The sequence below is a fragment of the Pseudomonas sp. GW821-FHT07F05 genome, assembly GCF_059418765.1.
On the sequence record NZ_JBWKQL010000016.1, the window covers coordinates 16,484 to 42,205 of the forward strand.

27 protein-coding genes are annotated in these 25,722 nt (G+C 62.5%); 12 read left to right on the forward strand and 15 right to left on the reverse strand.

What is annotated here, in order from left to right; all coding sequences use genetic code 11:
• Positions 1-2: 2 nt before the first annotated feature.
• On the reverse strand, positions 3-2,411 hold the full coding sequence (locus tag AC07RO_RS23895; protein WP_495087232.1) for a type III effector HrpK domain-containing protein: 2,409 nt from the start codon (positions 2,409-2,411) through the stop codon (positions 3-5).
• Between the two features lie 235 nt (positions 2,412-2,646).
• Positions 2,647-3,198, reverse strand: coding sequence for an RNA polymerase sigma factor (locus tag AC07RO_RS23900; protein ID WP_122622931.1), 552 nt, complete (start codon positions 3,196-3,198; stop codon positions 2,647-2,649).
• Between the two features lie 270 nt (positions 3,199-3,468).
• Here AC07RO_RS23900 and sctW point away from each other — a divergent pair, with 270 nt between their 5' ends.
• From sctW to sctU, 12 genes are all read left to right on the forward strand, one after another.
• The gene (gene sctW / locus AC07RO_RS23905) at positions 3,469-4,578 is read left to right on the forward strand and encodes a type III secretion system gatekeeper subunit SctW (RefSeq protein WP_495087233.1); all 1,110 of its coding nucleotides are present in this window, start codon (positions 3,469-3,471) and stop codon (positions 4,576-4,578) included.
• Complete coding sequence (gene sctV / locus AC07RO_RS23910; protein WP_282371968.1) at positions 4,578-6,713, forward strand: type III secretion system export apparatus subunit SctV; 2,136 nt, start codon at positions 4,578-4,580, stop codon at positions 6,711-6,713. Before sctW ends, sctV begins: the two co-directional genes overlap by 1 nt.
• 18 nt (positions 6,714-6,731) lie before the next feature.
• Complete coding sequence (sctD, locus tag AC07RO_RS23915; protein ID WP_495087234.1) at positions 6,732-7,718, forward strand: type III secretion system inner membrane ring subunit SctD; 987 nt, start codon at positions 6,732-6,734, stop codon at positions 7,716-7,718.
• Positions 7,715-9,064: a FliI/YscN family ATPase gene (locus AC07RO_RS23920; RefSeq protein ID WP_495087235.1), complete on the forward strand. Its 1,350-nt coding sequence runs from the start codon at positions 7,715-7,717 to the stop codon at positions 9,062-9,064. The genes sctD and AC07RO_RS23920 overlap by 4 nt, the downstream gene beginning before the upstream one ends.
• A gap of 4 nt (positions 9,065-9,068) precedes the next feature.
• Entirely contained in the window at positions 9,069-9,524 is a 456-nt protein-coding gene (locus AC07RO_RS23925) for a type III secretion protein (RefSeq protein WP_495087236.1), read from the forward strand.
• On the forward strand, positions 9,521-10,078 hold the full coding sequence (locus tag AC07RO_RS23930; protein ID WP_346628147.1) for a type III secretion system HrpP C-terminal domain-containing protein: 558 nt from the start codon (positions 9,521-9,523) through the stop codon (positions 10,076-10,078). Before AC07RO_RS23925 ends, AC07RO_RS23930 begins: the two co-directional genes overlap by 4 nt.
• 119 nt (positions 10,079-10,197) lie before the next feature.
• Positions 10,198-10,965 carry a type III secretion system protein gene (locus AC07RO_RS23935; RefSeq protein WP_495087261.1) on the forward strand — a complete coding sequence of 256 codons (768 nt, stop codon included), beginning with the start codon at positions 10,198-10,200 and terminating at the stop codon, positions 10,963-10,965.
• Positions 10,955-11,431, forward strand: coding sequence for a FliM/FliN family flagellar motor switch protein (locus tag AC07RO_RS23940; protein ID WP_495087237.1), 477 nt, complete (start codon positions 10,955-10,957; stop codon positions 11,429-11,431). The genes AC07RO_RS23935 and AC07RO_RS23940 overlap by 11 nt, the downstream gene beginning before the upstream one ends.
• Positions 11,428-12,081, forward strand: a complete 654-nt coding sequence (gene sctR / locus AC07RO_RS23945; protein WP_346631358.1) for a type III secretion system export apparatus subunit SctR — start codon at positions 11,428-11,430, stop codon at positions 12,079-12,081. The genes AC07RO_RS23940 and sctR overlap by 4 nt, the downstream gene beginning before the upstream one ends.
• 7 nt (positions 12,082-12,088) lie before the next feature.
• Positions 12,089-12,355 carry a type III secretion system export apparatus subunit SctS gene (gene sctS / locus AC07RO_RS23950; protein ID WP_093458684.1) on the forward strand — a complete coding sequence of 89 codons (267 nt, stop codon included), beginning with the start codon at positions 12,089-12,091 and terminating at the stop codon, positions 12,353-12,355.
• Positions 12,356-13,150, forward strand: coding sequence for a type III secretion system export apparatus subunit SctT (sctT, locus tag AC07RO_RS23955; RefSeq protein ID WP_495008919.1), 795 nt, complete (start codon positions 12,356-12,358; stop codon positions 13,148-13,150).
• Positions 13,147-14,223, forward strand: a complete 1,077-nt coding sequence (sctU, locus tag AC07RO_RS23960) for a type III secretion system export apparatus subunit SctU (protein ID WP_427689149.1) — start codon at positions 13,147-13,149, stop codon at positions 14,221-14,223. Before sctT ends, sctU begins: the two co-directional genes overlap by 4 nt.
• Positions 14,224-15,325: 1,102 nt before the next feature.
• Here the strand turns inward: sctU and AC07RO_RS23965 are convergent.
• From AC07RO_RS23965 to AC07RO_RS24025, 13 genes are all read right to left on the reverse strand, one after another.
• Positions 15,326-15,685: a type III secretion protein HrpV gene (locus AC07RO_RS23965; protein WP_192174800.1), complete on the reverse strand. Its 360-nt coding sequence runs from the start codon at positions 15,683-15,685 to the stop codon at positions 15,326-15,328.
• A gap of 2 nt (positions 15,686-15,687) precedes the next feature.
• On the reverse strand, positions 15,688-15,891 hold the full coding sequence (gene hrpT / locus AC07RO_RS23970; protein ID WP_074891941.1) for an HrpT family type III secretion system protein: 204 nt from the start codon (positions 15,889-15,891) through the stop codon (positions 15,688-15,690).
• Positions 15,888-17,993, reverse strand: coding sequence for a type III secretion system outer membrane ring subunit SctC (gene sctC / locus AC07RO_RS23975; protein WP_495087238.1), 2,106 nt, complete (start codon positions 17,991-17,993; stop codon positions 15,888-15,890). The genes hrpT and sctC overlap by 4 nt, the downstream gene beginning before the upstream one ends.
• 1 nt (position 17,994) lies before the next feature.
• Positions 17,995-18,423: a type III secretion system chaperone family protein gene (locus AC07RO_RS23980; protein WP_495087239.1), complete on the reverse strand. Its 429-nt coding sequence runs from the start codon at positions 18,421-18,423 to the stop codon at positions 17,995-17,997.
• A complete protein-coding gene (locus tag AC07RO_RS23985) occupies positions 18,410-18,634 on the reverse strand; it encodes a type III secretion protein (RefSeq protein WP_065989219.1) in 225 nt (74 codons plus the stop codon). The genes AC07RO_RS23980 and AC07RO_RS23985 overlap by 14 nt, the downstream gene beginning before the upstream one ends.
• A gap of 90 nt (positions 18,635-18,724) precedes the next feature.
• Positions 18,725-19,306 carry a type III secretion system stator protein SctL gene (sctL, locus tag AC07RO_RS23990; protein WP_463583557.1) on the reverse strand — a complete coding sequence of 194 codons (582 nt, stop codon included), beginning with the start codon at positions 19,304-19,306 and terminating at the stop codon, positions 18,725-18,727.
• A gap of 37 nt (positions 19,307-19,343) precedes the next feature.
• Entirely contained in the window at positions 19,344-19,886 is a 543-nt protein-coding gene (locus AC07RO_RS23995) for a type III secretion protein (RefSeq protein ID WP_495087240.1), read from the reverse strand.
• Positions 19,886-20,689: a type III secretion system inner membrane ring lipoprotein SctJ gene (gene sctJ, locus AC07RO_RS24000; protein WP_346631364.1), complete on the reverse strand. Its 804-nt coding sequence runs from the start codon at positions 20,687-20,689 to the stop codon at positions 19,886-19,888. Before sctJ ends, AC07RO_RS23995 begins: the two co-directional genes overlap by 1 nt.
• A 9-nt stretch (positions 20,690-20,698) precedes the next feature.
• Positions 20,699-21,073, reverse strand: coding sequence for a type III secretion system inner rod subunit SctI (sctI, locus tag AC07RO_RS24005; protein WP_192134532.1), 375 nt, complete (start codon positions 21,071-21,073; stop codon positions 20,699-20,701).
• Positions 21,074-21,114: 41 nt separating this feature from the next.
• Positions 21,115-22,158, reverse strand: a complete 1,044-nt coding sequence (locus tag AC07RO_RS24010) for a type III secretion system effector HrpZ (protein ID WP_495087241.1) — start codon at positions 22,156-22,158, stop codon at positions 21,115-21,117.
• A 53-nt stretch (positions 22,159-22,211) separates the two neighbouring features.
• The gene (locus tag AC07RO_RS24015; protein ID WP_108122843.1) at positions 22,212-22,541 is read right to left on the reverse strand and encodes a type III secretion system major pilin HrpA; all 330 of its coding nucleotides are present in this window, start codon (positions 22,539-22,541) and stop codon (positions 22,212-22,214) included.
• Between the two features lie 170 nt (positions 22,542-22,711).
• Complete coding sequence (locus AC07RO_RS24020; RefSeq protein WP_282372884.1) at positions 22,712-23,620, reverse strand: sigma 54-interacting transcriptional regulator; 909 nt, start codon at positions 23,618-23,620, stop codon at positions 22,712-22,714.
• Between the two features lie 215 nt (positions 23,621-23,835).
• Positions 23,836-24,777: a sigma 54-interacting transcriptional regulator gene (locus AC07RO_RS24025; protein WP_346628140.1), complete on the reverse strand. Its 942-nt coding sequence runs from the start codon at positions 24,775-24,777 to the stop codon at positions 23,836-23,838.
• Between the last annotated feature and the right edge of the window lie 945 nt (positions 24,778-25,722).

Here is a 25,722-nt window from a genome sequence, read left to right on the forward strand (position 1 = left end):
CATCAATGGGCTTTGGGGATGCCGAACTGATCGAGGACCGGGTCGACGTTGTGATCGAAGGCCTTCTGGGCCTTGTGCTTCTTGACGGCTTCGATGATGGCGGAGATGCCGAAACCCAGGCTCATCGCGGCGTCGGCGATCCAGCCGATCACCGGAATGGACGCACCAATGGCAGCGCCGGCGGCCAAACCTGCTGCCTCTCCCACGACCATGCCGGCAACGCGACCGCCAACTTTCGCTGCCACCTCGCCCAGCCCCGCCCGCCCGGCGGATTTCGCCACGGCGTCATAACCGTGCTTAGCCGCAGAGAGGCCGGATTTGGTGCTGTCGTAAATGGTCTTGGCGGCATCGGTCTTGTCGCCGCGGGCGAGCATGTCTGACACCGAGGCAAAGCCTGCCACCGAGCGCAGCGCCGAAGGACCCATATTCGAGGCGACCTGTGCGGCCATCGACGGCGCGTGGTCTTTATCGCCCTTGGCGTTTTCCAGCACCTTGCGACCGCTCTTGGTGTGCTCCAGATGGTGGAACGTCGAATCCACATAGCGCGATTGCTGGCTCTGCACGAAGGTGTCGGGCAGCACGCTGTCGTAGGCGGCCTTCTGCGCGTCGGCTGTTTGCAATGCCTCTTCACCGTCGGCTTTCTTCTGATCGAGCAACTGCCGGACGGCGCCGCCTTCGCTGAAGTTGCGTACGTACGAATCCTGAATCTTGCCCTGCAGATCAGGCCGCTGAACGAGTACCTGTTGCGCGGTCGGCACCTTCGCGGTGTCACCGAGCAGGTCTTTCTGCATCTGCAACTGCGCCGACAATCCGCCCAAAGCGCTGCTGTAATCGGCGTTCGGCTTGTCCTTTTTGGTGCCCTTGTCAGCCGTGTTCAAGTCCGCTTGCAGGGCCTCGCCGCTGTTGACCTTCTGCATCTGCTCGTTGACGGCCTTCTGCAACGACGGCGTGCTGGCAACCAGCGCCCGCGACTGCTGCGGTATCTGTTTGTCGAGGAAGGCTTGCACCTCAGGATCGGCTTGCAGCTGGCCGATCTTCTCGTTCAACGCCTCTTCGGTCTTGCCGGTCTTGCGCAGGTCCTGGCCGGCGACGACGCTCTGCTGGGTCTGTTGCAGCTTGATCATGACCGCGGCTTTCTGCTCGCCGGTGTAGGCGGACGGGTTGTCGAACACGTCCTTGCCCAACTTGGAAATATCGACATTGGCCACTGAGTTGAGGGTGGCGGCATCGCTGAGCACGCTGGCAAATTCGCCGCCATTGGTGGGCGCCTGCTTGCTGATCCAGTCGCTGATGTTCTTGGCGTTGAACAGCTTGTCCGGGCTGTGGGCCGCCAGCGAACGACCGCTCAGGCCGCCCTGATCGATCTGCGTGAGAAAGCCGGGTTGCGACCAGGTTTTCGCCGCCTGCTTCAGCGGTCCGGCCAGGCCCGGGTTGTCGTTCTGAATCGCCTTGAGGCCGTCGGCGCTGGTCAGGCCATCGACCTTGGTTTTGCCGTCGGCGCCCAGGGCATGCTTGGGATCGGCGGCTTTGGTCAGGGGTTCGTTGGCGCGCATCAACGCGGCGCTGCGGACCATTTCCAGGGATTGAGGGTCGGCGTCCGGATGGTCTTTCTGGTAGTTGGCAATGTCCTTGTCCGCGCTGTCGGCAGCTTTTTGCATGTTCTTGGCGAAGGCCTTGAGGTCGCCGTCGGTGATCTTGCCGTCCGCTTTGCCGCCGTGCTTGCCGGTATCGACTGCCGTTTTCAGCGACGGGTTCGCGTTGATGAAGTCCATGGCCTTGGCCGCATCCGGGCCTTTTTCAGCGGCCATGCGCGCGGCGGCGATGGGTCTATTCAGCTCTTTGGCCGCCTGCTCGCGCTGGTCCGGCGGCAGGTTGGCAACCATCGGCGCCCAACGCTCAAGCTCCTTGGGCGACGAGTATTTCGAGTCATCGAGAAACGCTGCTTCGCTGGCTTTGGGTGCTTCGGATTGAGTAGCTTCAGCGGGTTTTGCAGCCTCGACCGGCGCTGCGGGGGCAGCGGCCGTGACTGGAGCGGCAGGTTGCGGACTGGCTGCGGGAACGGCACCGGAAGCGGGTGCGTTTTGCGCGGCGGCGTCAGGGGATGACGTGGCGGATTCGGGCGACGATGGCGCCTGCCCCTTGAACAGCTGCGTGAGCTGGGTCAGCAATGACAGCAGTTGCTGTTCGATGCTCTGAGCCTTGCCCGCAGCGCCTGTGCTGCCAAGGCTATTGCCGGCAAATGCACCGTTCGCCGGCGATGGCTGGGTCGACGCGCCGAAGCGAATAGTGGGATCGACGCCCCCCTTCAGTAACAGCGCCGGCTTGGCGTCAGTCAGCGGCAATCTCTGGGCGGTATCGGCGCCAGCAGATTGGGAAGCAGCGGCGTTGGGAGGAGTGCTTAAGATACGCATGAGTCGTCATCCGGGCGTGAAGGATGGCAACTGTGTGGCTGCTGCGCCGCGTCGGTTCCGATAAATGTTTCAGCTTGTTACTCGGACACCGAGCGGGCTGCTGCTTTTTAGTGGGACCGGCTTCAGCCGGGAAGAGGCCTGTGTGAACACCCTCAATTTTGCAGCGTGACGCCTGACGTCTTCCCGGCTAAAGCCGGCCCTACACAGTTCGCGTCCAGCCAGCCCCACTGGATGCTCAGGCAAACGGGTCCATCTGCCGCTTGAGTTGCTCCCGGGCACGGGACAGGCGTGAGCGCACGGTGCCGATCGGCACGCCGAGGGACGACGCGGTTTCCTGATAATTGCCGTCCATCTCCAGCGACACTTCGATCACCCGCTGCATGTTCGACGGCAGCGTGCCGATGGCCCTGACCACCTGCATCAACTGACGATGGCCGTCGACTTGATGGCCGATGTCGCCATGGCTGTCGGGTTCGGAGTGGGTGTGGTCTTCCCAGCTTTCCTGATACGGCTGGCGGTACATCTTGCGAAAGTGATTGCGGATCAGGTTCAGCGCAATGCCGCACAGCCAGGTCTGGGGTTTGCTTGCGTGTTGAAACTTGTGCTCGCTGCGCAGCGCTTCCAGAAAGGTGCTTTGCAGAATGTCGTCGACATCTTCCGGGTTCATGACCCGCTTCTGAATGAAGCCGCGAATCATCTTGATCTGATCACTGGTCAGGTGACGTATCCCCTGGGCGGGACGGCGCACTGGGGAGTCAATATCGAGAATCGCAAGGTTGGAAAACATCAGGGCTCTTCCTTGTTTTGAGTGTAATAGCCCTATAGCGATATGCGTGCCATCCATGGGAATCATTTAAGTCATTGATTTTTATATATAAATAAAAATAACAAGAACAACGCTGTGCAAATCTTTGCGCGAACACACTGTTTCTCCGACGAGATTTGGCACAGATCGGTCTGCCCCACGTCCGCGCACAAATAGATGGAACCGCATTGCGGCCGCGCTCCACTCAGGACCCATGACCAGGCCCCGAACCGAGCTATCCAGAGCCGACTTATGAAGATCGCCGCCCCCATTGCCCCACAGGCATTGCAAACACCCGCGATCGCGCCGGCAAAAATGCAGGCGCCTGCGCCCGCGCCGCTGCATGTCAATCCGCCGAACGTCAACGGCACCTCGCCGCAACAGGTCGCGCGGTTCGCCTCGGCGTTGGTTCAGCAGAGCCGCAGCCTCAGTCAGCGGGAGCTGCTGGCCAGCGGCAACGCGCTGCAATCCCGGGCGGTGAAACTGGGCGAGCTGTATCAGCTGTTGATGGGCAGCCAGGATAAAGGCCTCGACGACGCCGCGCGCAACTTGCGCAAGCAGTTGCAAAACCAGAATGCGTCGAGCCTGGCGCAGATTCTGAGCTACACCGACGGCGACCCGGCCAAGGCCCATGTGATGCTGCAGGCGGCGAGAAAGCAGGCCCAGGCCGACGGTGAAATGGGCGAGCACGTGGTGCTGAGCCAGCAGCTCAAGCAACTGCGTCGCCAATACGGCAAGCGCACCCGGGCCGGCATCAACAGCGCCAAGGCGTTTTCCCGACCGACCTCGGAAAAACGCCGCGGCGCCCTGCGAAATCTGTACAGCGTGGCGGTGGCCGGGCAGCAGAACATCACCGGGCTGATCGACGCGCTGATCAACGAACAGGAAGAGCCCGGCGAATTCGAGCTGAACCTGCGGGACATGCGCAGCGCCCTCGCCGACGATCTTTCATCCCTCACCCCGTCCACCTCGCCGGCGCAACTGCGCACCTTGATGCATGGCCTGAACACCGCGCGGCACGTCACCACCCTGCTGCGCAGTTGCGAGCATCTGCTGGGCGGCATGCGCAACAAAAATCCCGGGCTGCAAGTGGATGCGGCGGCCTTTCTCAAACACCTGCTGGCGCTTTCGGGCAAGGGCATGAGCCTGGGCGAAACCCTGCAGCTGACGCAACACATCGGCGGCAAGCAGCTCAAGCATCAACTGGCGTTTCTCAACGGGCTGCGGCCCATGCTGCAACAACTGCCGATTCTGCTCTGGCGCGACCTGAAAAGCCGCCAGAACGCCTTGGGCAACCTGCTCATTCTCATGGCCGAACTGACGCGGCAGGAACAGAACCAGCTCCAGGGGGGCCTCGCCTGATGGATCGTGTCATTAACCTGCTCAATGCGATCGCGCTTGCCGCCATGCGCCGCTCGGAAATCGTCGGTGCGTTCGTGGTCATCGCCATCGTGTTCATGATGATCACCCCGCTGCCCACCGGCCTGGTGGACGTGCTGATCGCCATCAACATCTGCATTTCCTGCCTGTTGATCATGCTGGCGATGCACCTGCCGCGCCCCTTGGCGTTCTCGACCTTTCCGGCGGTGCTATTGCTGACGACGATGTTTCGTCTGGCGCTGTCGATTTCCACCACCCGCCTGATCCTGCTCAATCAGGACGCCGGGCACATCGTCGAAGCGTTCGGGCAGTTCGTGGTCGGCGGCAACCTGGCGGTAGGCCTGGTGATCTTCCTGATCCTCACCGTGGTCAACTTTCTGGTGATCACCAAGGGTTCGGAACGGGTGGCGGAAGTCGGCGCTCGGTTCACCCTCGACGCGATGCCGGGCAAGCAGATGTCCATCGACAGTGACCTGCGCGCCAACCTGATCAGCGTCCACGAAGCGCGCAAGCGGCGCGCCGAACTGGGCAAGGAAAGTCAGCTGTTCGGCGCCATGGACGGGGCCATGAAGTTCGTCAACGGCGACGCCATCGCCAGCCTCATCATCGTCGCCATCAACATGATCGGCGGCATCGCCATCGGCGTGGTACAGCACAACATGACCGCCGGCGACGCCTTGCAGGTCTATACCGTGCTGACCATCGGCGACGGCCTGATCGCGCAGATTCCGGCCCTGCTGATTTCGGTCACCTGCGGCATGATCATCACCCGCGTGCCGAGTGGCGAGAACGGCGTTGAAGCCAACATCGGCCGGGAGATCGCCGAGCAGATCACCAGCCAGCCCAAGGCGTGGATCATCGCGGCGGTGGCGATGCTCGGCTTCGCGGCGTTGCCGGGCATGCCGACGGCAGTGTTCGTGGTCATCTCGATCATCTGCGGCGTCGGCGGCCTGCTCCAGCTGCACCGCGCCAAGCCCAAGGCCGAGCAGGCCCAGGCGGTGGCCGTCGCGCCGGAAATGAACGGCCGTGAGGACCTGCGTACCTTCTCCCCGAGCCGTCAGTTCGTGATGCAGTTTCACCCCAGCCAGAACCCTGCTCAGATCGAAGCGCTGGTCAGCGAAATTCGTCAGCGGCGCAATCGGCTGGTCGTGCAATACGGCCTGACCCTGCCCTCGTTCATCATCGAAACCAGCGAGCTGTTGCCGCCGGATGAGTTTCGCTTTTCGGTCTACGAAGTCCCCCTGCTCCGGGCCACGCTCAGCCAGACCCACGTGGCAGTCGATGCGCGTTCAGTGGAAAGCCTGCCGGAGTCGGCCTCGCTGGAGTCAGCGGTGTACGGCAGCCTCGAGCGTGAGGAAGGTCAGTGGCTGTGGCTGCCGACCGACGCGCCGCAACTGCAGGAAGCCCACATCGAACGCATCGACGCGACCACGCTGATCATCGAGCGCATGGAACGCGCGCTGCAGTCGTGCGGCCCGCAGTTCATCGGCCTGCAGGAGACCAAAGCGATTCTCGGCTGGCTGGAATCGGAGCAGCCGGAGCTTGCCCAGGAAATGCAGCGCGTGCTGCCGCTGGCGCGCTTCTCGGCGGTACTGCAACGCCTGGCCTCGGAGTGCGTGCCGCTGCGGGCGATCCGGGTCATCGCCGAAACCCTCATCGAGCATGGCCAGCACGAGCGCGAAGTCACGGTGCTCGCCGACTACGTGCGCATCGCCCTGAAATCGCAGATCTACCACCAGTATTGCGGCCCCGAAGGCTTGCTGGTCTGGGTACTGACGCCGGAAAGCGAAGGCATTTTGCGGGACGGCCTGCGCCAGACCCAGACCGAAACCTTCTTCGCGCTGGACAACGAAACCAGCCAGTTGCTGGTGCAGCAGCTGCACATCGCCTTCCCCCTGCGCACCGCCCAGCGCGCGGTGTTGCTGGTCGCGCAGGATTTGCGCAGCCCGCTGCGGACCTTGCTGCAGGAGGAGTTCTATCACGTGCCGGTGCTGTCGTTTGCCGAAATCAGCAATGCGGCGCAGGTGAAAGTGCTGGGGCGCTTCGACCTGGAAGACGACTTCGAGAGCGATCACGAAGACGACCCGCACGCGCTGGATAACGAGTACGCCGCTTGAGTGCCTGGAGAGCGTCACATGTTTGAATTACGCGTATTGACCGGCTTGCACCAGGGCGCCGCGCTGCCACTGGTGGGTGAGCAATGGGGCATTGGCGCTGACGCCGATCAGGATCTGGCGCTGCATGATCCCGGCGTCGAACAGCTGCACTGTCGCCTGCAACGCCAGGGCGAAGGCTGGCGGCTCAACGCTGCCGACGGTTCTATCGCCGATGAAGAGGGACACCTTCATGCCAGCACCCTGCTCACCCCCAACACCGCCTTTGTGCTGGGTTCGGTCTGGCTGTGCGTGTCCCCGGCGCAAGCCCCCTGGCCTTCCCTGCCTGCGGTGATTCCTCAGGCGAAGTCCGAGCAGACGTCCCAGGCCGAAGCGCCGGCCAGCGCGCCGCTGGAAAAGGTCGAGTCGCGCTCGCGCTTTTTCAACCGCACCACCGGCGTGGTCATCGGCGTGTTGCTGGGCATCGCCGGCAGTGCCTGGAGCCTGAGCCGCAGCGCTGCGCCTTCGTCAGACGCGATGGCAATCAGTACGCCGGCGCAGCAGCTCGCTAAACAAGAGCCCGTCAGGCCCTCGACCACGAAGGGCAAAACAACCGATCAGCCGGCGAGCAAGCGCATACGGCTGACCAGCGTCGACGACGTCAAACGCCAGCTCAACACCATGCTCAGCGAGCGTCTGCTCAGCGATGTCAGCGTGGAGCAGACCCCGGAAGGCCTGGCGTTGAGCGGCAACCTCAAGCCGGAATCGCAGTTGGTCTATCAGCGCATGCTCCAGCGTTTCAAGGACCGCTATGACACGCCGGTCGCGTTGATCGACAACGTCGCCGCCGGCACCAGTGGCCTGCCGTTCACCATCGTGCAGATCATGTCCGGGCCCCACGCCCATCTGGTCACGGCGGACGGTCGGCGGCTGTACGTCGGCGACGAGCTGGCCGGGCTGCGCCTGACCCGCATCGATGACAACCGCATCCAGTTCGACGGCGACCGCCATTACGAGGTGAGCTGGTGAACGCGGCGCTGGATCAGTGGAAATCCGCCCACCGTCAGCGCCTGAAAGGCTTTTCGGCGGTGAAAGTCAGTGGCCGGGTCAGCGCTGTCAGCGGCATCCTGCTGGAGTGCCAGATTCCCGCGGCCAAGGTCGGCGACCTGTGTGAGGTGAGCAAATCCGACGGCAGCACCATGCTCGCGGAAATCGTCGGTTTTACCCGGGATTGCACGCTGCTCAGTGCCCTCGGCACCCCGGACGGCATTCAGGTCGGCGCGCACATTCGGCCGCTGGGCATGGCCCACCGCATCGGCGTCGATGACAGCTTATTGGGCAGTGTGCTTGACGGGTTCGGACGGCCGCTGCTGGGGGATTCCGAAGGCGCGTTTGCCGGGCCCGGTGATCGACGCGTGACCCTGCCGGTGATCGCCGACGCCTTGCCGCCGACCCAGCGACCACGGATCAGCAGAGCGTTGCCCACCGGCGTGCGCGCCATCGACAGCGCTATTCTGCTCGGCGAAGGCCAGCGCGTCGGCTTGTTCGCCGGGGCCGGTTGCGGCAAGACCACCTTGATGGCCGAGCTGGCGCGCAACATGGACTGCGACGTGATCGTCTTCGGCCTGATCGGCGAGCGGGGGCGTGAGCTGCGCGAGTTTCTCGACCACGAACTGGACGCCACCTTGCGCGCACGTTCGGTGCTGGTCTGCGCCACATCGGACCGATCGAGCATGGAACGGGCCCGCGCGGCGTTCACCGCCACGGCCATCGCCGAAGCCTTTCGTGAGCGCGGCCTGAAAGTGTTGTTGCTGCTCGATTCCCTGACCCGTTTCGCCCGGGCCCAGCGCGAGATCGGCATTGCCGCCGGCGAACCCCTCGGGCGCGGCGGCCTGCCGCCTTCGGTCTACACCCTGCTGCCGCGCCTGGTTGAACGGGCCGGCATGAGCGAGAAAGGCTCGATTACCGCGCTCTACACCGTGCTGATCGAACAGGATTCGATGAACGACCCGGTCGCCGACGAGGTGCGTTCGCTGCTCGACGGCCACATCGTGTTGTCGCGCAAACTGGCCGAGCGCGGGCATTACCCGGCCATCGACGTGCAGGCCAGCATCAGCCGGATCATCAGCAACGTCACCGGCCGCGAGCATCAACAGGCGAACAACCGGTTGCGCCGTTTGATGGCGGCGTACAAGCAGGTGGAAATGCTCTTGCGCCTGGGCGAATACCAGCCCGGCAGCGACCCGGTCACCGACTGCGCGGTACGGCTGAACGAGCCAATCAATGCGTTTCTGCGCCAGGACCTGCGCGAGCCGGTGCCGCTTGAGGAAACCCTCGCCGCACTGATGCAACTCACCTCGCAACTGCCGGAGTGATGGCGTGGAAGAAGAGCTTGAAGTCGATCCGCAAACCCTCGCCATGGAACAGGTCATCAGCGTGCTCACGCCGCTGCGTCAGCATCGCCAGGCCAGCGCCGAACGGGCGCAACGGCAGGCGCAAAAAACCCTGGAGCACTTGCACGAACATCTGCAGCAGACTCGCGATTCGTACGCGCAGGAACGCCATAACCAGCGCGAACGCCGGCAGGTGTTGAGCAGCGCCCACGTCAACAAGTCGATGTCGCTGGACGACCTCGAACGCTGGCATGAGAAGGAAAACCGCATGCTCGACCGGCTGGCCTATATCCGCCAGGACATGGCGCGGCAGCAGTTGGGTATCGAGGAACAACAGCAGCGTCTGGCCGAGGCCAAAGACGCAGCGAAAGCGTCCCAACGGGCCGTGGAAAAACTTGCCTGCCTGGCCGAGGCCCTCAACGAAGAAGGTGAATCGTCATGAACAGCCCGGTGCAACACCCGCCTCGCCCGCAACCGCAGCCCCGTGCCGAAACGTCGCGCGCGCCCTCGCCATCCCCTGCCGCGCCGGGCGACACGCGCCAGCCGTCGTCCCCTGTGCGTCGCGCCGATGCCGAACGCCTGCGCCGGCTGTGCGATGAATCCGCCTCGCCTGCCTCGTTGAGTGCTGACGGGATGTTTTTTTCCCAACTGTTGGTACCGCCGGTGACGGAGCAGCAGAGCGAATCGGGTTTCGCCGGCAGCAGCTTCAGCACGTTGTTTCCCACCGAAGGCGTGCCAACGCAGCTCATCGACGAGCTCGCCCAACGCCTGCCCCAGCAACCGGACGGCCCGTTGAGCCTGACCTTGCTGATGCCCAATCTGGGCAAGGTGCAGGTCAACGCCAACAAGCGCGACAACCAGTGGAGCATCGAACTGGGCTTCGCCCGGCGTGGTGTGCTGAAACGCTTGCAGCCCCATCAACGCAACTGCGAAAGCGCGCTGGAGCAGGCGCTGGGTTGTGACGTTGATCTGTCGTTTGAGGAGGCGCAGGGATGACGCCGGACATGAACTCGACCATGAATTCGGAGAGGAACTCGGGCATGAACGTGGGCACGAGCGACCTGAACACCGTAGGACCGGCTTTAGCCGGGAACCCGCCATTCAGTCCGCTGAAGATGCGGGAAGTCAGCGGCGATTTTGCCGAGGCCTCGCGTCTGCTGGGCGCCGGCGTGAGCTGCGGCTACACGGCCCAGGGTCAGCGCGGCGAGCTGAGCCTGCGATCGATGCCCGACGATGCAAACCGGGATGGCTCGCCCCTCGTGGCGCCGGCTTCAGCCGGGACGCCGTCATCGCTGACCTGGTTCGACAGCGCCCTCGGTCCCTTCGCCCTGAGCGATGCCGAAGCGGTGCTGAGCCTGCTCGGCGAACTGCCGGTCACCCTCGGCGGCGAACATCAGCCGTGGTACTGGCAACTGGTGAATCAACGCATGAGTACCGAACTGGCGGAACTGCTTTGCCCTCTGCGGCCACTCAGCGATATCACTGCGCTGTCCGCCGAAGGCGAAAGCCCGAATACCGCGCCGATGACCTGCCGATTGCAACTGCGATTGGGTTCGCAGGTGTTGCACGCACAGCTCTGCGCCGACGCGCGGGTCTTGCTGCAACTGCTCGGCAGCCACCACTGGCAGCCGCACCGGCAGAACGTCGCGTCAGACTGGCCCATCCGTCAGCCGCTGGTGCTGGGCGAGCTGTCGTTGAGCCTCGATCAGTTGGCGTCGCTGCAACCGGGGGACGTGCTGCTGCCGTCGTTGTGTCATTTCGACGAAGAAGGCGGCGGCCGCCTGCAACTGGCGGGTCGGCAATGGGCAGTGCAGACGGACAGCCGCGCGCAGCAGCTGTATGTACGGTTCAGCCACGAGGAAGACTTGGGACATGGTCAATGAAGAATTGTACGAAGACGAGATCGAGGATCTTGCCGACGATGAGTCGACCGAGGACGCACTGAACAATGGCGCCGGCTACAGCCCTGAAACTGTCGACCGTGGGACCGGCTTTAGCCGGGAAGCTTTTCACGACGCCGAGCATCAAACCGCCGAAAACGAGTGGCAGGATGAAACCGGTTCCGATGGCTACGCGGACGAACCTTACGAGCCTCAATCAACAGAAACCCAGGCCTCCCTCGATTCCCTTGACCAGCTGCCGCTGGCCCTGACCCTGCGCTGCGGCAGCCTCGAACTGACCCTCGGCGACCTGCGCCGCATCGCGGCCGGCACCGTATTACCCGTCAACGGCGTCACGCCCGGCTTCGCCACCCTGTGCCACGGCGAGCGCGTCGTCGCGGAGGGCGAGCTGGTCAGCGTCGAGGGCCGCCTCGGTCTGCAGATCACCCGCATGGCGTCTCAAGCATGATCATGGACGGGATGAACCCGGTGATGCTGGCGCTGTTCCTCGGCGCCCTGTCGTTGATTCCGTTTCTGCTGATCGTCTGCACGGCCTTTCTCAAGATCTCCATGACCCTGCTGATTACCCGCAACGCCATCGGCGTGCAGCAAGTGCCGCCGAACATGGCGCTTTACGGCATCGCCCTGGCCGCGACCATGTTCGTCATGGCGCCGGTCGCCCACGAAATCCAGCAGCGGGTTCACGATCATCCGCTGGAGATGGGCAGCACCGAAAAACTGCAGGCCAGCGCCAACACGGTCATCGAGCCGCTTCAGCGATTCATGAGCCGCAACACTGACCCGGAAGTCGTTGCCCACCTGCTCGACAACACCCAGCGCATGTGGCCCAAGGACATGGCCGATCAGGCCAGCAAAAGCGACCTGCTGCTGGCCGTGCCCGCCTTCGTTTTGTCCGAGTTGCAGGCCGGTTTTCAGATTGGCTTTCTGATCTACATCCCGTTCATCGTCATCGACCTGATCGTCTCCAACCTGCTGCTGGCGCTGGGCATGCAGATGGTCTCGCCGATGACCATTTCGCTGCCCCTCAAACTGCTGCTGTTCGTGCTGGTGCAAGGCTGGACGCGCCTGCTCGACAGCCTTTTCTACTCGTACATGTGAGGCGGTGATGGAAGCGCTGGCGTTGTTCAAACAGGGCATGTTTCTGGTGGTGATTCTCACGGCGCCGCCATTGGGGGTGGCCGTGCTGGTGGGCGTCATCACCTCGCTGCTGCAGGCGCTGATGCAGATCCAGGACCAGACCCTGCCCTTCGGCATCAAGCTCGCCGCCGTCGGCCTGACCCTGGCCATGACCGGGCGATGGATCGGTGTCGAACTGATCCAGTTCATCAACATGGCCTTCGACCTGATCGCCCGCTCCGGCGGCGCGCACTAGATGCCCTTCGACGCTCAGGGCCTGTTCGAACTGATGCTGGGCATGGGCCTGGCGGCCGCGCGCATCCTGCCGTGCATGATTCTGGTGCCGGCGTTCTGCTTTAAATACCTCAAGGGCCCGCTGCGTTACGCGGTGGTGCTGGTGGTGTCGATGATCCCGGCGCCGAGCATCAGCCGGGCGCTGTCGGGCATGAACGACGACTGGTTTTCCATCGGCGCGCTGCTGCTCAAAGAGGCGGTGCTCGGCACTCTCCTCGGCCTGTTGCTGTACGCGCCGTTCTGGATGTTCGCTTCGGTGGGCGCATTGCTCGACAGCCAGCGCGGCGCCTTGAGCGGCGGTCAACTGAACCCGGCGCTGGGGCCTGACGCGACGCCGCTGGGCGAGCTGTTTCAGGAGACGTTGATCATGCTGGTGATTCTGTCCGGCGGGTTGTCGCTGATTACCCAGGTGATCTGGGACAGCTATCAGGTCTGGCCGCCCACCGCCTGGCTGCCCGGCATGACCGTCGACGGGCTGGACCTGTTTCTCGAACAACTCAACCAGACCCTCCAGCACATGATGCTCTACGCCGCGCCGTTCATTGGCTTGCTGCTGTTGATCGAGGCCGCGCTGGCGATCATCGGCCTGTACGCGCAGCAACTGAACGTATCGATCCTGGCCATGCCGGCCAAGAGCATGGCGGGCATCGCCTTCCTGCTCATCTACCTGCCGACGCTGCTGGAGCTGGGCAACGGCCAGATCACGCAACTCGCCGATCTGAAGCACCTGCTCGGCCAACTGGTGCATGTGCCGTGAGCGAAAAAACCGAAAAGGCCACGCCCAAACAACTGCGCGACGCCCGCGAAAAAGGCCAGGTCGGGCAGAGCCAGGACCTGAGCAAACTGCTGGTGTTGCTGGTCGTCAGCGAAGTGACCTTCGGCCTGGCGGACGAAAGCGTCGCGCGCTTGCTGCACTTGATGACGCTGTCGTTCCAGGGCGTTGGCCAGCCCTTCATGCACACACTGGAACAGGTCGCCAGCGAAGGCGCGAGCGTGTTGGTCGGCTTCATTCTGAGCAGCGTCGGCATCGCGATGTTGATGCGGCTGGTGGGCAGCTGGATACAGATCGGGTTTCTGTTCGCGCCCAAGGCGCTGAAGCTGGACTTCAACAAACTCAACCCGTTCGCCCACGCCAAGCAGATGTTCTCGGCGCAAAGCCTGACGACCTTGCTGCTCAGCATCCTGAAAGCCACGGCCATCGCGGCGACCCTGTACGTGGTGGTGAAGCCGTCGCTGGGCACGCTGATTTTGCTGTCGAGCACCGACCTGACGACCTACTGGCATGCGCTGCTGCAGGTGTTCCGCCACATTTTGCGGGCAACGCTGGGGCTGCTGTTGGTGATCGGCGCGGTGGATTTTGCGCTGCAGAAGTACTTCCACGCCAAGAAGCTGCGGATGAGCCATGAGGACATCAAGAAGGAGTACAAGCAGTCAGAGGGCGACCCCCATGTGAAGGGGCATCGTCGGCAGCTGGCCCATGAGTTGTTGAACCAGGCGCCGACCGCGCCGGCCAAGCCGGTGGAGGATGCGGACATGCTGGTGGTGAATCCGACCCACTACGCGGTGGCGCTCTATTACCGGCCCGGCACGACGCCGCTGCCGCAGATTCACTGCAAGGGTGAGGATGATGAGGCGCTGGCGTTGATCGCGCGGGCAAAAAAGGCGGGGATTCCGGTGGTGCAGAGTATCTGGCTGGCGCGGACGCTGTATAAGGTCAAGGCCGGCAAGTACATCCCGAGGACGACGCTGTTGGCGGTGGCGAATATTTATCAGATCGTGCGGCAGCTTGAGGAAGTGACGGACGAGGTCATTCGGATTGAAGATGTTTGACCTGCGTCTGGCAAGATCACGATCTAAAGCAAAATCAAGGGCGTCTGCCTAAGGGCAGACTGTTTCGCCTTCGGCGAGTTACTTGATAAAGCCCCAAGTAACCAAGGGCTTGTGCTCCTGGTTGGGCCCCTCCTGCGTCGGGGTTCCTTCACTCCGGTCTCGCTCCGTGGGCCCGCGCCGAACGGACATCCATGTCCTGACGGCGCTCTCGCCGCATCCATGCGGCTCGTCCCACTGCGCGAGACCTGCGTTCAGCCTGCACCCAAGTCGCGATTTGTGTCGCCTGGACTTCCTGCGTAGAAGATCAAAAGCAAGGCGAGAGCGAAAGCAAAAGCGAGAGCAAAGCAAAAGCTTCCCGGCTGAAGCCGGTCCCACAGGGTGTCCGCGTTGCTTTTTAGTGGGACCGGCTTTAGCCGGGATGAGGCCGGTATGGGCGCTGGCAGTTTTGCAGACACGACTACCGCCCTGGGGGAGCGAGCTTGCTCGCGAAGGCATTGGTACATCCGCCGAATAATGGGTGTTTGAAATGCAGCATTCGCGAGCAAGCTCGACTCCCACAGGATGGGTGTCCGACCGCAGATTACTGATCGTTCCCACGCTCCGCGTGGTAACGCCACCCCGGACGCTCCGCGTCCCGCAGACGACGCGCATTCAGGCCTTGGGAGGTGACGCGGAGCGTCACGGGATGCATTCCCACGCGGAGCGTGGGGACGATCGAACGTCAGCGTTTGGACGGGCCTCTTCCCGGCTAAAGCCGGTCTTACTAAGCGTAAGCGCACTTTTGATCTTACTGCGCAAAAGGCTCACCACCGCCAATCGCGACTTGGGTGCAGGCCGAACGCAGACGACGCGGAGTGGGCCGAGCGGCATGGATGCCGCGAGAGCGCCGCTAGGACATGGATGTCCGTTCGGCGCGGGCCCACGGAGCGTCGTCGGAGTGAGGGAACCCTGAGGAACGAAGGGCCAAACCAGGAGCAGGCACCCTTGGTTACTTGGGGATGGTGCGACTTTCGACTTTTCCAAGTAACTCGCCGAAGGCGAAATGTCTGCCGTTAGGCAGATGCTCTTGATCCAGATCTTGAAAGCGAGCCCCGCGAGCGCGCTATTGCAAAGCATCACTAAGATGCCCCAACCCCGCCAGCTCAAGCTCCTGCCGACGAATACTGTCCAGACTCACCGCCGCCCCCTGCGCATCGGGCACCGCGTGCCAGACCACAAAATCCCGCTGCACATCCAGAAACAGAAAGAAATCGTTAAACAACTCCGCCTGCGAAAACCGCCGCTCTAAGGCATCGCGCAACTGCTCCGGGCGCAGGGCTCGGCCCTCGATATGCAGCGCGATGCCCCAATCCCGATGCTCACGTCGACTGACAAACGCCACACCCGTCGCCACCGGCCAGATCGCTGCACGCTCGGCGGCGACGTGGGCGTAAAACGCTGATTTTTCCGATACCCGAATCATGCTCAGTCCTTCAATGGCACCACAGTAAAATCCTGCTCATGGTCACGCTCATCAATCCCCTGACGCATGTCCGGCGGCCACCAGATCACCAGCTCCCGGTCATTGGAATCCGGGCGCTTGCACGAATAACCCGAACACCCATGGGTTGCACACCCCGCCAACGTGGCAGTGACCAGAAACAGCAAAAGCAAACCGCGCAGGTTCATCGTGTAGCCCCCTTGAGCAGCGAAGGTCGGTTCTGTTTGGCCTTGCTCGACACCTGCGGCTGACGCAGGGCGATGTAGATTTCACTCTCCGCCCCCGGCTGCAGCCACGCATGGGGCCAGGCGCTGACACCCATCACCCAGCGACCGCCGCAGCGGCTTTCGTCGATGCGCACCGGTTTGCTGGTGGTGTTGCGCGCCACGACCACCGCGATGCCCCAGTCCTTGCGGGTAAACCACTGGGAACGCTGGCGATCCATGCTCAGCCCGGCACCTGGATCACACAGGCTGTCGGCTTCAAACGGCAGGGTCTCGCCGCTGTTGAAGCCCACCGGGGTCACGCCGTCGAGCAACTGGGTGAAGGCGTTCTGCACGTCGCTGCGGGTCGGTTGTTCGCCACCGTCGCGGCGTTCCTTGATGCGTTTCATCTGGTCATCAACATCGTGGGGGTTGCCGTTCTGCACGTAACGCGCCGGGTTGATCTGATCGCCTATCAGCCTCGGCGTGAGAATGAACAGGCGCTCACGCTGGTTCAGCTCGCGACTGCGGGACTGGAACAGCAGTTTGCCGATGACCGGGATGTCGCCCAGCAGCGGGATTTTGTTGACCTTGTCGGTGGTTTCCAGCCCGTGGAATCCGCCGATGACCAGCGAGCCGTGCTCGGCGATCACCGCCTGGGTGCTGACGTTGCCCTTGCGCACGGCCGGCTGGTCTTCGTTGATTTGCGAGGTGTCGATCTGGCCGTCTTCGATGTCGACGATCAATTGCACCTGGGATTTGCCGTTCTGGTCCAGGGAGCGCGGAATCACCTGCAAGCTGGTGCCCGCCGTAATGGGCACAATGTCCGCGACGCGCTCGGACGTGGCGGTGAGGTATTCGGTGCGGCTGAAGTCGATCACCGCCGGCTGGTTTTCCAGGGTCAGGATCGACGGATTGCCGATCACCGACGCCGCACCGTTGCCCTCGAGAGCATGCAGGTCTGCGGAAAACTTGCCGGCATCCTGAATGAACAGCGTGGTGCTGGTGCCCTGCTCGAACAGGTTGGCGCCGCCGCTCACGCTGCCGCCCTTGAAGTTCCAGCGGCTGGACAGCTGCGCCAGCTCGTTGCGGTCGATGTCGAGAATCACCGCGTCGATCTCGATCAAGTTGCGCGGCGTATCCAGTTCCTTGACCAGCTTCTCGTACATCCCCCGGCGCTTGGGCAGGTCGTAGATCAGCACCGAGTTGTTGCGCACGTCGGCGCTGACGCGGATTTTCGAGCGGCCCGCCGCTTCGCTGGACGACCCGCCGCGTTTGCCCTTGGAGCCCAGCACCCGATCCAGCCCCTGTTCGATGGCCCCCGTGTCAAAGCCCTGGCTTTGCATGCCGCCGTAGTTCAGGCCTGAGGACGTGGCGCCGCCGCCTGCAGATCCCCCCGCGCCGCCCTGCCCTTGCAACAGGTTGACGCCGTTGATGGACTCGCCACGGGAGCGGCTTTCCAGCAATTCCTGAAGAATGCTGGCGACGCCGGCCACAGTGAGTTGCTGATCGCGATAACGAATGGTGCGGTCGGCGGCGTTGGCGTACTTCAGCGGCAGGACCACGATGTCCTGCTTCTCGGCTTTTTCCGGCGCCTCGACCTTCTTGCTGTAACTGCGCACAAACTCGACGTACTTGGCTGGGCCCCGCACCAGCACCACGCCTTCGTCGGGCAATGCGCCCCAGCCGAAGCGCTTGTCCAGCAGACCAACGTCGGACAGCGCCTGCTGCAGGTCATCGACCGCTTCCGGCGACACTTCGATGCGCGCCGAGGTCTGCTCGCTGGTCGGGCTGATGTACAGGGTTTCGTTGTAGACGAACCACTGGAAATGATGCTCCTGACCCAGCCGGTCGAGGAATTCCTGGGGGTTCTGCGCACGAATGCGCCCGTCCAGCGTGCCTTGGATCGCCGGCATGTCCAGGCCGATGCCGAACTCCTTGGCGAAGTCTGCCAGCGCAGTCGCCAGTTCGGTCTGCCGCGCGTCGTAGGCGTAGGCGGTGTGTTTCCAGGCGTCAGGCACCGCGGCCAGCGCCGGCGCGCCGATACCGATCATCAGCAAAGGCAACCACATTAAGGCCTTGCGCATTTCACACTCCCGGTTGCCAGGTTCTGAGGGTCGAGCGTGACGACGAGGCGGTCGCGCTGCGAATCGAGTTTTGCATGAGGCTGAGCATCGCGGCGCGCTGATTGGCCAGGCGCTCCAGACGTTCGAGCAGTTGCGTAGGGTTGCAGGGGTCGGGAATCCAGCTGACCAACACCACGCAGCGTGTTTCGGGGTCGATGGCCAGCCCGCCCTCACAGGCACAGGCCACGCCGGCACCGCCCTGGGCGAGTACCGCGTCGAGGCGTTGCGGGTCGCTGCCGTCGTAGGGATCGAGCACATCGAGGCTCAGGCGAATGCCGTTGCCCGACACCGCCAGCCGCGCGTTGGCGTCATCGATCCAGCAGTCCAGCGGCGCGAGCGGACGGCGCTCGCACCACTGGGCGAGGATCGCGCTGAATTCACTGAATTCCATCGATGATCGCTTTGGTGATGCCGTGTTTGGCGCGCAGCCCTTCGTTGAGAATCATGTTGGCGACGTTGGTCTGCTGCGAGGCATCACTGAACGCTTGGAAATCTTCCATGGTGCCGCTTTCAGAGGCGGTTTCGGCGGCGTCCTGCATGTCGTCCTGGGCGCGGGAATAGGAGTGATCGAGGTGGTTTTGCAGGGATTTGAAACTGATCATGCCGGTGGCTCCAACTGAGGGATTCAACCCCTGAGTGGAACCTGCGGCCGCTCCGGTTCCATGAACCGTCACAACCGGGTCAAGAAAAACTCATGAATGCGCCGTCGGCCCCGCGAGCCCACGGCGCAGGCTGTCCCAGTCGATGTCGAACGCACCATTGGCGTCGCTCAGGCGCAAGGTCTGCGGCGCCAGCGTCGGGTCACCTTTTAGCTGCCAGTGATCGGCAAAGCGACTGGCCGACAGCCACTCACCAAGGCTGTCGAGCATGTCGGGATGGGCGCTGAGCACGGCCCTGGTTTCGACGGTCTGGCCGGCGGCAAGATTCCTCATCAGCGCGCGACTGCGTTCAGCGAGTGTCGTCTGGTCGAGCAACTCGGCGAGGGCCTCATTAAGCAAGGCTTCAACAGCCTCCATCGATTCCTGCGCCAGCGCCGATCGCTGCTGCTCCAGCTGCTGCAGAAAACCGTTGGCGCTGTCCCAGAACTGCGCCAGCGCCTGATCCTTTTCCTGCTGCGCCTGGGCGTGTGCATCGGCAAGAATCTGCTCGGCTTCAGCGCGGGCGTTGTCCAGCACTTCAGCGGCGAGCACGGTACCGGCCAGGTCTTCGCGACGCAGAATGTCGGTGACCAGCACGGCGGAGGAAGACAACACAAGACGACGCTTGGCGAGCATGTTCAGCTCCTGAAGGACAATGGGGTAACCGCACTCATCAAGGTGTCGTCACCCGCCATAACACCGAGTGCCACAGGGTGTGCAGCTTGTTCTCGGGCAGCTCGGCGCAGGGCGGCGGCAGGGCATCCGGCGCCCAGGACAGGCGCAGCCGCGACCAGCAAGGCTCACCCGCCCACGCCGCCAGCAACACCCGCGCATCCGTCACCGAGGCGTCCAGCCATAAACCGGGCCGCAACGCTTTGGCCACCGCGCGGCACCAAGGCTCATGCACCTGCCCGGCGTCATCGGCGCAAGCGCGGTCGGCCTGCCCGAAACAGATTCGGCCCGCCAGGGACAGCGCCCGGTGCTGCTGCGCTTCATCCAGTCGCAGCCACTGCATCAGCGAATCAACAGGCGGCGGCGGTTGGCTCGGGACCACGCCAACGCTGTGCAGAAACACGTCGTGGCGAGTGCCGAGCAGTTCCGTACAGTCCTCGCGGGTGATGCCGCAATGGTCGGCGAACACGTCGATCCAGTCTGCGTGGGCCCACTCCCAGGGCGCGCACCACCAGCGAATCCAGTGCTCCTCAACGCTGAGCATTACGCCCGCACCGGCATGCTCGTCCGGGCACTGCGGCGCAGGCCGATGCGTTGCAACAGCGCATTGCGCCAGTCGCCGCGCAGGATCAACACGATCAAGGCAATCAGCAGCAGCGCGGCAAACGGCGCGAGCCACAGCATGCGATTCCAGAAGTCGAGGTTGGCGCTGTCGATCAGAAAGGGCCCGAAGTTCACCAGACGTTCAGTGTCCTGAAATTCCGCCGCCGGCACGAACACGATGGCGAATTTCTTCGAATCCAGCGGCTCGCCGGACATGCCGGGGATGCTGCTGGCGACCATCTGCTGGATGCGCCCGCGCACGCTGTCGGGGTCGAGGGCCGAGGTGTGTTTGATGAACACTGCCGCCGAAGCAGGCTGCACCGGCTCGCCCGGCGCGATGCGTTCAGGCAGCACGACATGGACGCGGGCGACGATCACCCCGTCGATCTGCGACAGCGTCGCTTCCAGCTCCTGGGACAAGGCGTAGATGTAACGCGCGCGCTCTTCCAGCGGCGTGGAAATCACCCCTTCCTTCTTGAAGATTTCGCCCAGGCTGGTGCGCGATCGCCGTGGCAGGCCGGCGGCATCGAGGATCCGCACCGCGCGATTGATCTCGGCCGTCGGCACGCTGATGACCACGCCGGTCTTCTCGCTGCGCTTGCGCGCGTCGATGTGCTGGTCGGCGAGGCTGGCGATCACGTCGTTGGAATCCTGCTCGGACAGCCCGGTGAACAGGTCCGTGTCGTCGCTGCACCCGCTGAGCAGCAGCATCAGGCAGATCAGTCCCGCAGTCAGGTATTTCACGGTATGCCTCTACTGCAGGTTGGTCAGTTTATCGAGGGCCTGGGCGCTCTTGCTGACGACTTTGGTGGTCAGCGCCATCTGCAGCGAATACTGCGACAGCGACCGGCTCATCTGGGAAATTTCCAGCGGGTCGTCAGTGGTGGACGCCCGTTTCATCTTGCGCGCGGCTTGCTGCGACAGCTTGTCGGTGGCGCCAAGACGGTCCGACAGGGCGCTGGCGATCTGCTCGGACAAATGACTCTGCTGCATCGACAGCTCGGGGCGCATGGCGGCGTTGAACAGATCGACGTCCGCCTGCGAAGGCCCGCTGACCAATCCCTGATCCAGGCGTGGCTCAAGATCGGTGGACGGCGATTTGAGTTGGTTGACATTGGAAAGGGTCACGGGCGTTCTCCGGCAGACGGTGTCGATGCGTACGGTTGGCTTCAGGAAAGGCTGTTGCTGTTGTTGCCGCCACCCACCAGGGCCGAGACAAGGGCAGTGGCGGCCTGGGCCAGCATGTTTTGCTGATCCTGCTGGGCGAACGGATTGGTTTGCCCGCCTGCGCCGTTGACGCCGGCTCCGTTCTGTTCGGCTTCGAGGCCTTTCTTGATCAGGCCGCTGAGCAGTTGCCCCAGGTCCTGGGTCACGCTATTGGTGGCACCGCCGGACTGAGACGCATCGTTCATCGGCGTACCGAGGCCGCCGCCGACGCTGGCGTTGACGCCCTTCTGCAGCAGGTCACCCAGCAGTTGGCCGAGGTCTTGATTGAGACTGTTCGGGGTTTGCACGCCGCCGCCCGACGGGGCGGTCGGTGACAGGTTGCTCAGTGGCGATCCGCCGCCGGCATCACTGAGGCCGTTCTGTTCCTGACCGAGCTGGCTGCCCAGCGAGTCCAGTGCAGAACGAAAGGCAGCCGTTTCTTTGCCGTCGAGGAAGTTATCGCCCTCAGCCGTGAGTTCGTTCTTCCAGGAGCCCGAATCCGGCGCCGGAAATTTCTGTGGATCCTGGGCGGTGCGCTGGTCCATGAATTCGGCGATTTTTTCCAGCAGCGGCATGTCGCCCTTGGAGAAGGTTGTGCCTTGATCCGTTTTGGTCAGCAGGTCATTCAGCGAGGCCTTGGCCAGACCGTTGAGGGTCTGCGACATCAGGTCCGGCGCGCCGGCACCTGCCTGGCCTGCATCGGCGGCAGCACCAAAGTTTTCCCCCAGCTTGTCCTTGATCAGGTCACCCAGAGCAGCCTTGATCATGTCCGGATTGCCGCCGATCAGCGACGCCAACGGATTGTTCTTTTCCATCTGCTTGCCGACCATCTGGCCCAGCGGCGATTCCTTGTCCAGGTGCCCGCCTTTGGTCAGCGCCTGAGCGAGCTGATCGATCACGTCCTTGAGCGACTGCGGGGTCTTGTCGCCGCCCAGCGTCGGCTGGGACACCACGGTGCCGATGTGCAGGTTTTGCAGCGGATTGGTATTGGCATTGAGACTTAGCATGAAACCTCCATCCTCAGGTGGATGCCCCCTTTTTCAGGGGGCGCTCGGACCGATCAGTAGCTGATGCCTTTGGCGTTCTGCGCCTCGGCACTGATCGCCTTGTTGGCGCTGTCTTCCTTGCCGGAACGGATAGCGCTGAGGACATCGTTGGTCTGCTTGCGGATGTCGGCTTCGGTCTGCATGGCAATCAGGCGCGCCTGGCTGGCATCGGCCTTTTCGGTGGCGGCGTTTTGTGCGGCTTCGGCCTTGGAAGGAGCGGCAGATTCGGTGATCTGGTTTTCCTGCTTGACGTTGGTCACAGCGCTGGCTGCCTGCTGAGTCATTTGCCCGCCCGCGTTGATCGCGCTGTTGGCGAGGCCACCGACCATTGAGATTGGATTCATGTCGAACACTCCTGAGTCATCACCAGCGAAAGTGCTTGGTGCCAATGGGTGGCACCGACCTCGGGATCGGTTCCCCATGGGGCTCAATAAAATTCGGGATGTTCACGGAAGCTGCGGATATGGACGTGTGGACGAGCAGGTGTCGCCAGAAGCAGCGAGGTGACCGGAGGTCAGACGTCGAGTTCTTTCATGCGGTGGTAGAGCGTGCGACGGGGGATGTCGAGCTCCTGACTCACCGCTTCGACGCTGTTGTTGTGGCGCTTGAGCGCCGCCTGAATCAGTGCTTTTTCGATCACCCGCAACTGCGATTTGAGGCCCGATGACTCGCCCTCCTCGCCGGACTCGCCGCCCAGCAGCGGAAAGCCCATGACGTGACGCTTGGCCGCTGATTTCAGTTCGCGGATGTTGCCCGGCCAGTCATGGTTGAGCAGGACGTGACGCAGCACGCCGGTGGTCTCGGGCACCGGAATACCCGACTCCTGCGCCGCCGCCTCAGCGAAGCGGGTGAACAGCGGAAGGATACGGGCGCGCTGCTCGCGCAGGGGCGCCAGCGTGACGGTCAGGACGTTCAAGCGAAAATACAGATCCCGGCGAAAACGACCCTGCTCGACCATTTCGTCGAGGGAGCGCTGAGCCGAGGCAATGACGCAGACGTCCAGAGCGATGGGTGTCGTGGAGCCGAGCCGCTCGACCGAGCGCGTTTCCAGCACCCGCAGGAGTTTGGCTTGCAGGCTCAGGGGCATGCTGTCGATCTCGTCCAGGTACAAGGTGCCGCCCTGGGCCGCTTCGATGTAGCCGACCCGCGCCTTGTCCGCGCCGGTGTAGGCGCCACTGACCACGCCGAACAATTCGCTCTCGGCCAGGGATTCCGGAATGGCGGCGCAGTTCATCGCGACCAGCCGGCCCTTGCGTCCGGACAGCGTGTGGATCCGGCTGGCGACGGTGTCCTTGCCGGTGCCGGTTTCCCCTGACAGCAGCAGGTCGATCCCCAACTGACCGAGACTTCGGGCCACCACGCGCAGGTTCGGCACCTGATGGTCGTCCTCCAGTTGCTCATCGAATAACTCGTACACACTCATCCACGACCTCTGGTATTTCAGGGTTACGCGACATTGGCTGCGCGAGATTGGCTGCGAGGCGTCCATTGCGAAACAGCGCGCCTGGTGCGGCAGGTATGTGTGGGACTCTGGGCAGGACTCGCTTTCGTGGGACCGGCGTTAGCCGGGAAGGCGTCAGGCTCTACACCACACGATTGATACGGAACACACTGGCCTCTTCCCGCCTGAAACCGGTCCTACGAAATCGCCGCTTCTTCCGCATCGTTCATGCCCAGCTCTTTCATCCGGTGATACAACGTGCGCCGGGGAATTTCGAGCTCCTGCACCACGGCTTCCAGGCTGTGCTTGTGGCGCTTGAGCGCGTCTTCGATGAGCATTCTTTCGATGACACGCAGCTGGGTCTTCAGGCCGGTTTCCAGATCGCGATCCGGAGGCGCATCGCCGCCCAGCAGCGGGAAGCCCAGCACGAAACGCTTGGCGGCAGACTTCAGTTCGCGAATGTTGCCGGGCCATGAATGGCTGAGCAGCAGTTGTACCAGGCGGTTGTCCAGCTCGGGGACCGGGCAGCCGAAATCGGCGGCGACTTCCTGGGTGAACTGGTCGAACAACGGCAGGATCTGTTCGCGACGCTTGCGCAAGGCTGGCATTTGAATGGTCAGCACATTGAGCCGAAAAAACAGGTCGCGACGAAAAAGCCCTTGTTCCACGAGTTCATCCAGAGGGCGCTGCGCCGACGCGATGACCCGAAGGTCCACCGGAATGAAGTCGGTCGAGCCCAATCGCTCGATGCCCCGGGTTTCCAGAATCCGCAGCAGCTTGGCCTGCAGGCTCAGCGGCATGCTGTCGATCTCGTCCAGGTACAGCGTGCCGCCGCAGGCCGCTTCGATGTACCCCTCCCGGGACCGGCTGACACCGGTATAGGCGCCATTCACAACACCGAACAACTGACTTTCCGCCAGCGATTCCGGAATGGCGGCGCAGTTCATACCGATGAAAGAACCTGTCCGACCGGACAAGTCATGAATACGTTTGGCCAGCGTGTCCTTGCCTGTTCCAGTCTCCCCGCAGAGCAGCAAATCCATACTCAGGTTGGCGGTATTCAATGCTATCTGCTGGATATCCAGCGCCACATTTTCAGGCTGACACGAACAGTCGCTTACATCGATTTCTTCTTTCATCGATACCTCTCGTAGTGGGAGCAAGCGATTTATTAATACCACGCATTTCAAAGGCAGCAATAATTAAATTTAGTTCCCCAGCGTCGTGAGACATACTTCACACCACCACCGTGATAGCACTTTGACTTTATTGACGGAGTTAACTAATTATCTGCAAAACATTCAAACGGCTATTTAAAATCTTTCGGTGCCCCCGACTGGACAATGAGTCATTGGGGGCGTCCAAGGGCACGGCCGGCCTGGCGCCTGCATCACAATAGCTTAACAATCATCGGGTTATGCTCTGCCATGGTGCATTTCATCCCGCCCTGCACGATCGATCCTCCCTCTGCGTAACCGTTAACCATCGAACGCTCTTATTAATGCCGCGTACGACTCGCTAACATTCATCAAGCCTGCCTCACCGACGACTATTAACTGCCCGCCCGTGCCTGACATTAATCAGAACTAAATGCCTTATTGAACTTATGAACTGTCGGCCCCGAGAACTTATATAACCCTCTGCGAACTTTATAAGTTGTTTAACAACTTGCGTATTGCTTGCTAGTTCTCAGGACCATTAGTTTAACTACGTTCGGAAATCCGACTGCTCCAACTCGGTTTTCCGAACACGCTTTACTGTACTCTCGCGTATAGGTCTAAACCCCTTGAATTTAGAGGGTCGGGCATGGCGGTCATTTTATTTTCGACTATTAAATGCAAAGCAAAGGTTTGCGCATCAGTGCTGATTCGATAATGGGATCCAACTATTCATTGCCGTTGAGTACGACTTGTCCGACACCGCTCACCGGACCTGAGCACTCATCAACCTATGGCAGTGGATGTTTCTAATTGTGTCTTCGGAGGCGACTGGCCATGATGTATCGGCGTTTTTACAACGCGTCTGAAAAGTTCGGTGAAATTTTTGTTAATTGGTTCTATGAATAAGTCTGACCCGGCTCATCC

Coding starts and splice junctions, on each gene's coding strand:
- AC07RO_RS23995 (WP_495087240.1), bottom strand. CDS start 19,886: ATGCTCAGCGTTGAGGAGCACTGGATTCGCTGGTGGTGCGCGCCCTGG.
- AC07RO_RS24015 (WP_108122843.1), bottom strand. CDS start 22,541: ATGAATCCAATCTCAATGGTCGGTGGCCTCGCCAACAGCGCGATCAAC.
- AC07RO_RS23935 (WP_495087261.1), top strand. CDS start 10,198: ATGCGGGAAGTCAGCGGCGATTTTGCCGAGGCCTCGCGTCTGCTGGGC.
- AC07RO_RS23930 (WP_346628147.1), top strand. CDS start 9,521: ATGAACAGCCCGGTGCAACACCCGCCTCGCCCGCAACCGCAGCCCCGT.
- sctV (WP_282371968.1), top strand. CDS start 4,578: ATGGATCGTGTCATTAACCTGCTCAATGCGATCGCGCTTGCCGCCATG.
- AC07RO_RS24025 (WP_346628140.1), bottom strand. CDS start 24,777: ATGAAAGAAGAAATCGATGTAAGCGACTGTTCGTGTCAGCCTGAAAAT.
- sctR (WP_346631358.1), top strand. CDS start 11,428: ATGATCATGGACGGGATGAACCCGGTGATGCTGGCGCTGTTCCTCGGC.
- AC07RO_RS24010 (WP_495087241.1), bottom strand. CDS start 22,158: ATGCTAAGTCTCAATGCCAATACCAATCCGCTGCAAAACCTGCACATC.
- sctL (WP_463583557.1), bottom strand. CDS start 19,306: ATGCTCGCCAAGCGTCGTCTTGTGTTGTCTTCCTCCGCCGTGCTGGTC.
- AC07RO_RS23900 (WP_122622931.1), bottom strand. CDS start 3,198: ATGTTTTCCAACCTTGCGATTCTCGATATTGACTCCCCAGTGCGCCGT.
- sctD (WP_495087234.1), top strand. CDS start 6,732: ATGTTTGAATTACGCGTATTGACCGGCTTGCACCAGGGCGCCGCGCTG.
- sctW (WP_495087233.1), top strand. CDS start 3,469: ATGAAGATCGCCGCCCCCATTGCCCCACAGGCATTGCAAACACCCGCG.
- AC07RO_RS23980 (WP_495087239.1), bottom strand. CDS start 18,423: ATGGAATTCAGTGAATTCAGCGCGATCCTCGCCCAGTGGTGCGAGCGC.
- sctC (WP_495087238.1), bottom strand. CDS start 17,993: ATGCGCAAGGCCTTAATGTGGTTGCCTTTGCTGATGATCGGTATCGGC.
- AC07RO_RS23965 (WP_192174800.1), bottom strand. CDS start 15,685: ATGATTCGGGTATCGGAAAAATCAGCGTTTTACGCCCACGTCGCCGCC.
- AC07RO_RS23895 (WP_495087232.1), bottom strand. CDS start 2,411: ATGCGTATCTTAAGCACTCCTCCCAACGCCGCTGCTTCCCAATCTGCT.
- sctT (WP_495008919.1), top strand. CDS start 12,356: ATGCCCTTCGACGCTCAGGGCCTGTTCGAACTGATGCTGGGCATGGGC.
- hrpT (WP_074891941.1), bottom strand. CDS start 15,891: ATGAACCTGCGCGGTTTGCTTTTGCTGTTTCTGGTCACTGCCACGTTG.
- AC07RO_RS23940 (WP_495087237.1), top strand. CDS start 10,955: ATGGTCAATGAAGAATTGTACGAAGACGAGATCGAGGATCTTGCCGAC.
- AC07RO_RS24020 (WP_282372884.1), bottom strand. CDS start 23,620: ATGAGTGTGTACGAGTTATTCGATGAGCAACTGGAGGACGACCATCAG.
- AC07RO_RS23985 (WP_065989219.1), bottom strand. CDS start 18,634: ATGATCAGTTTCAAATCCCTGCAAAACCACCTCGATCACTCCTATTCC.
- sctS (WP_093458684.1), top strand. CDS start 12,089: ATGGAAGCGCTGGCGTTGTTCAAACAGGGCATGTTTCTGGTGGTGATT.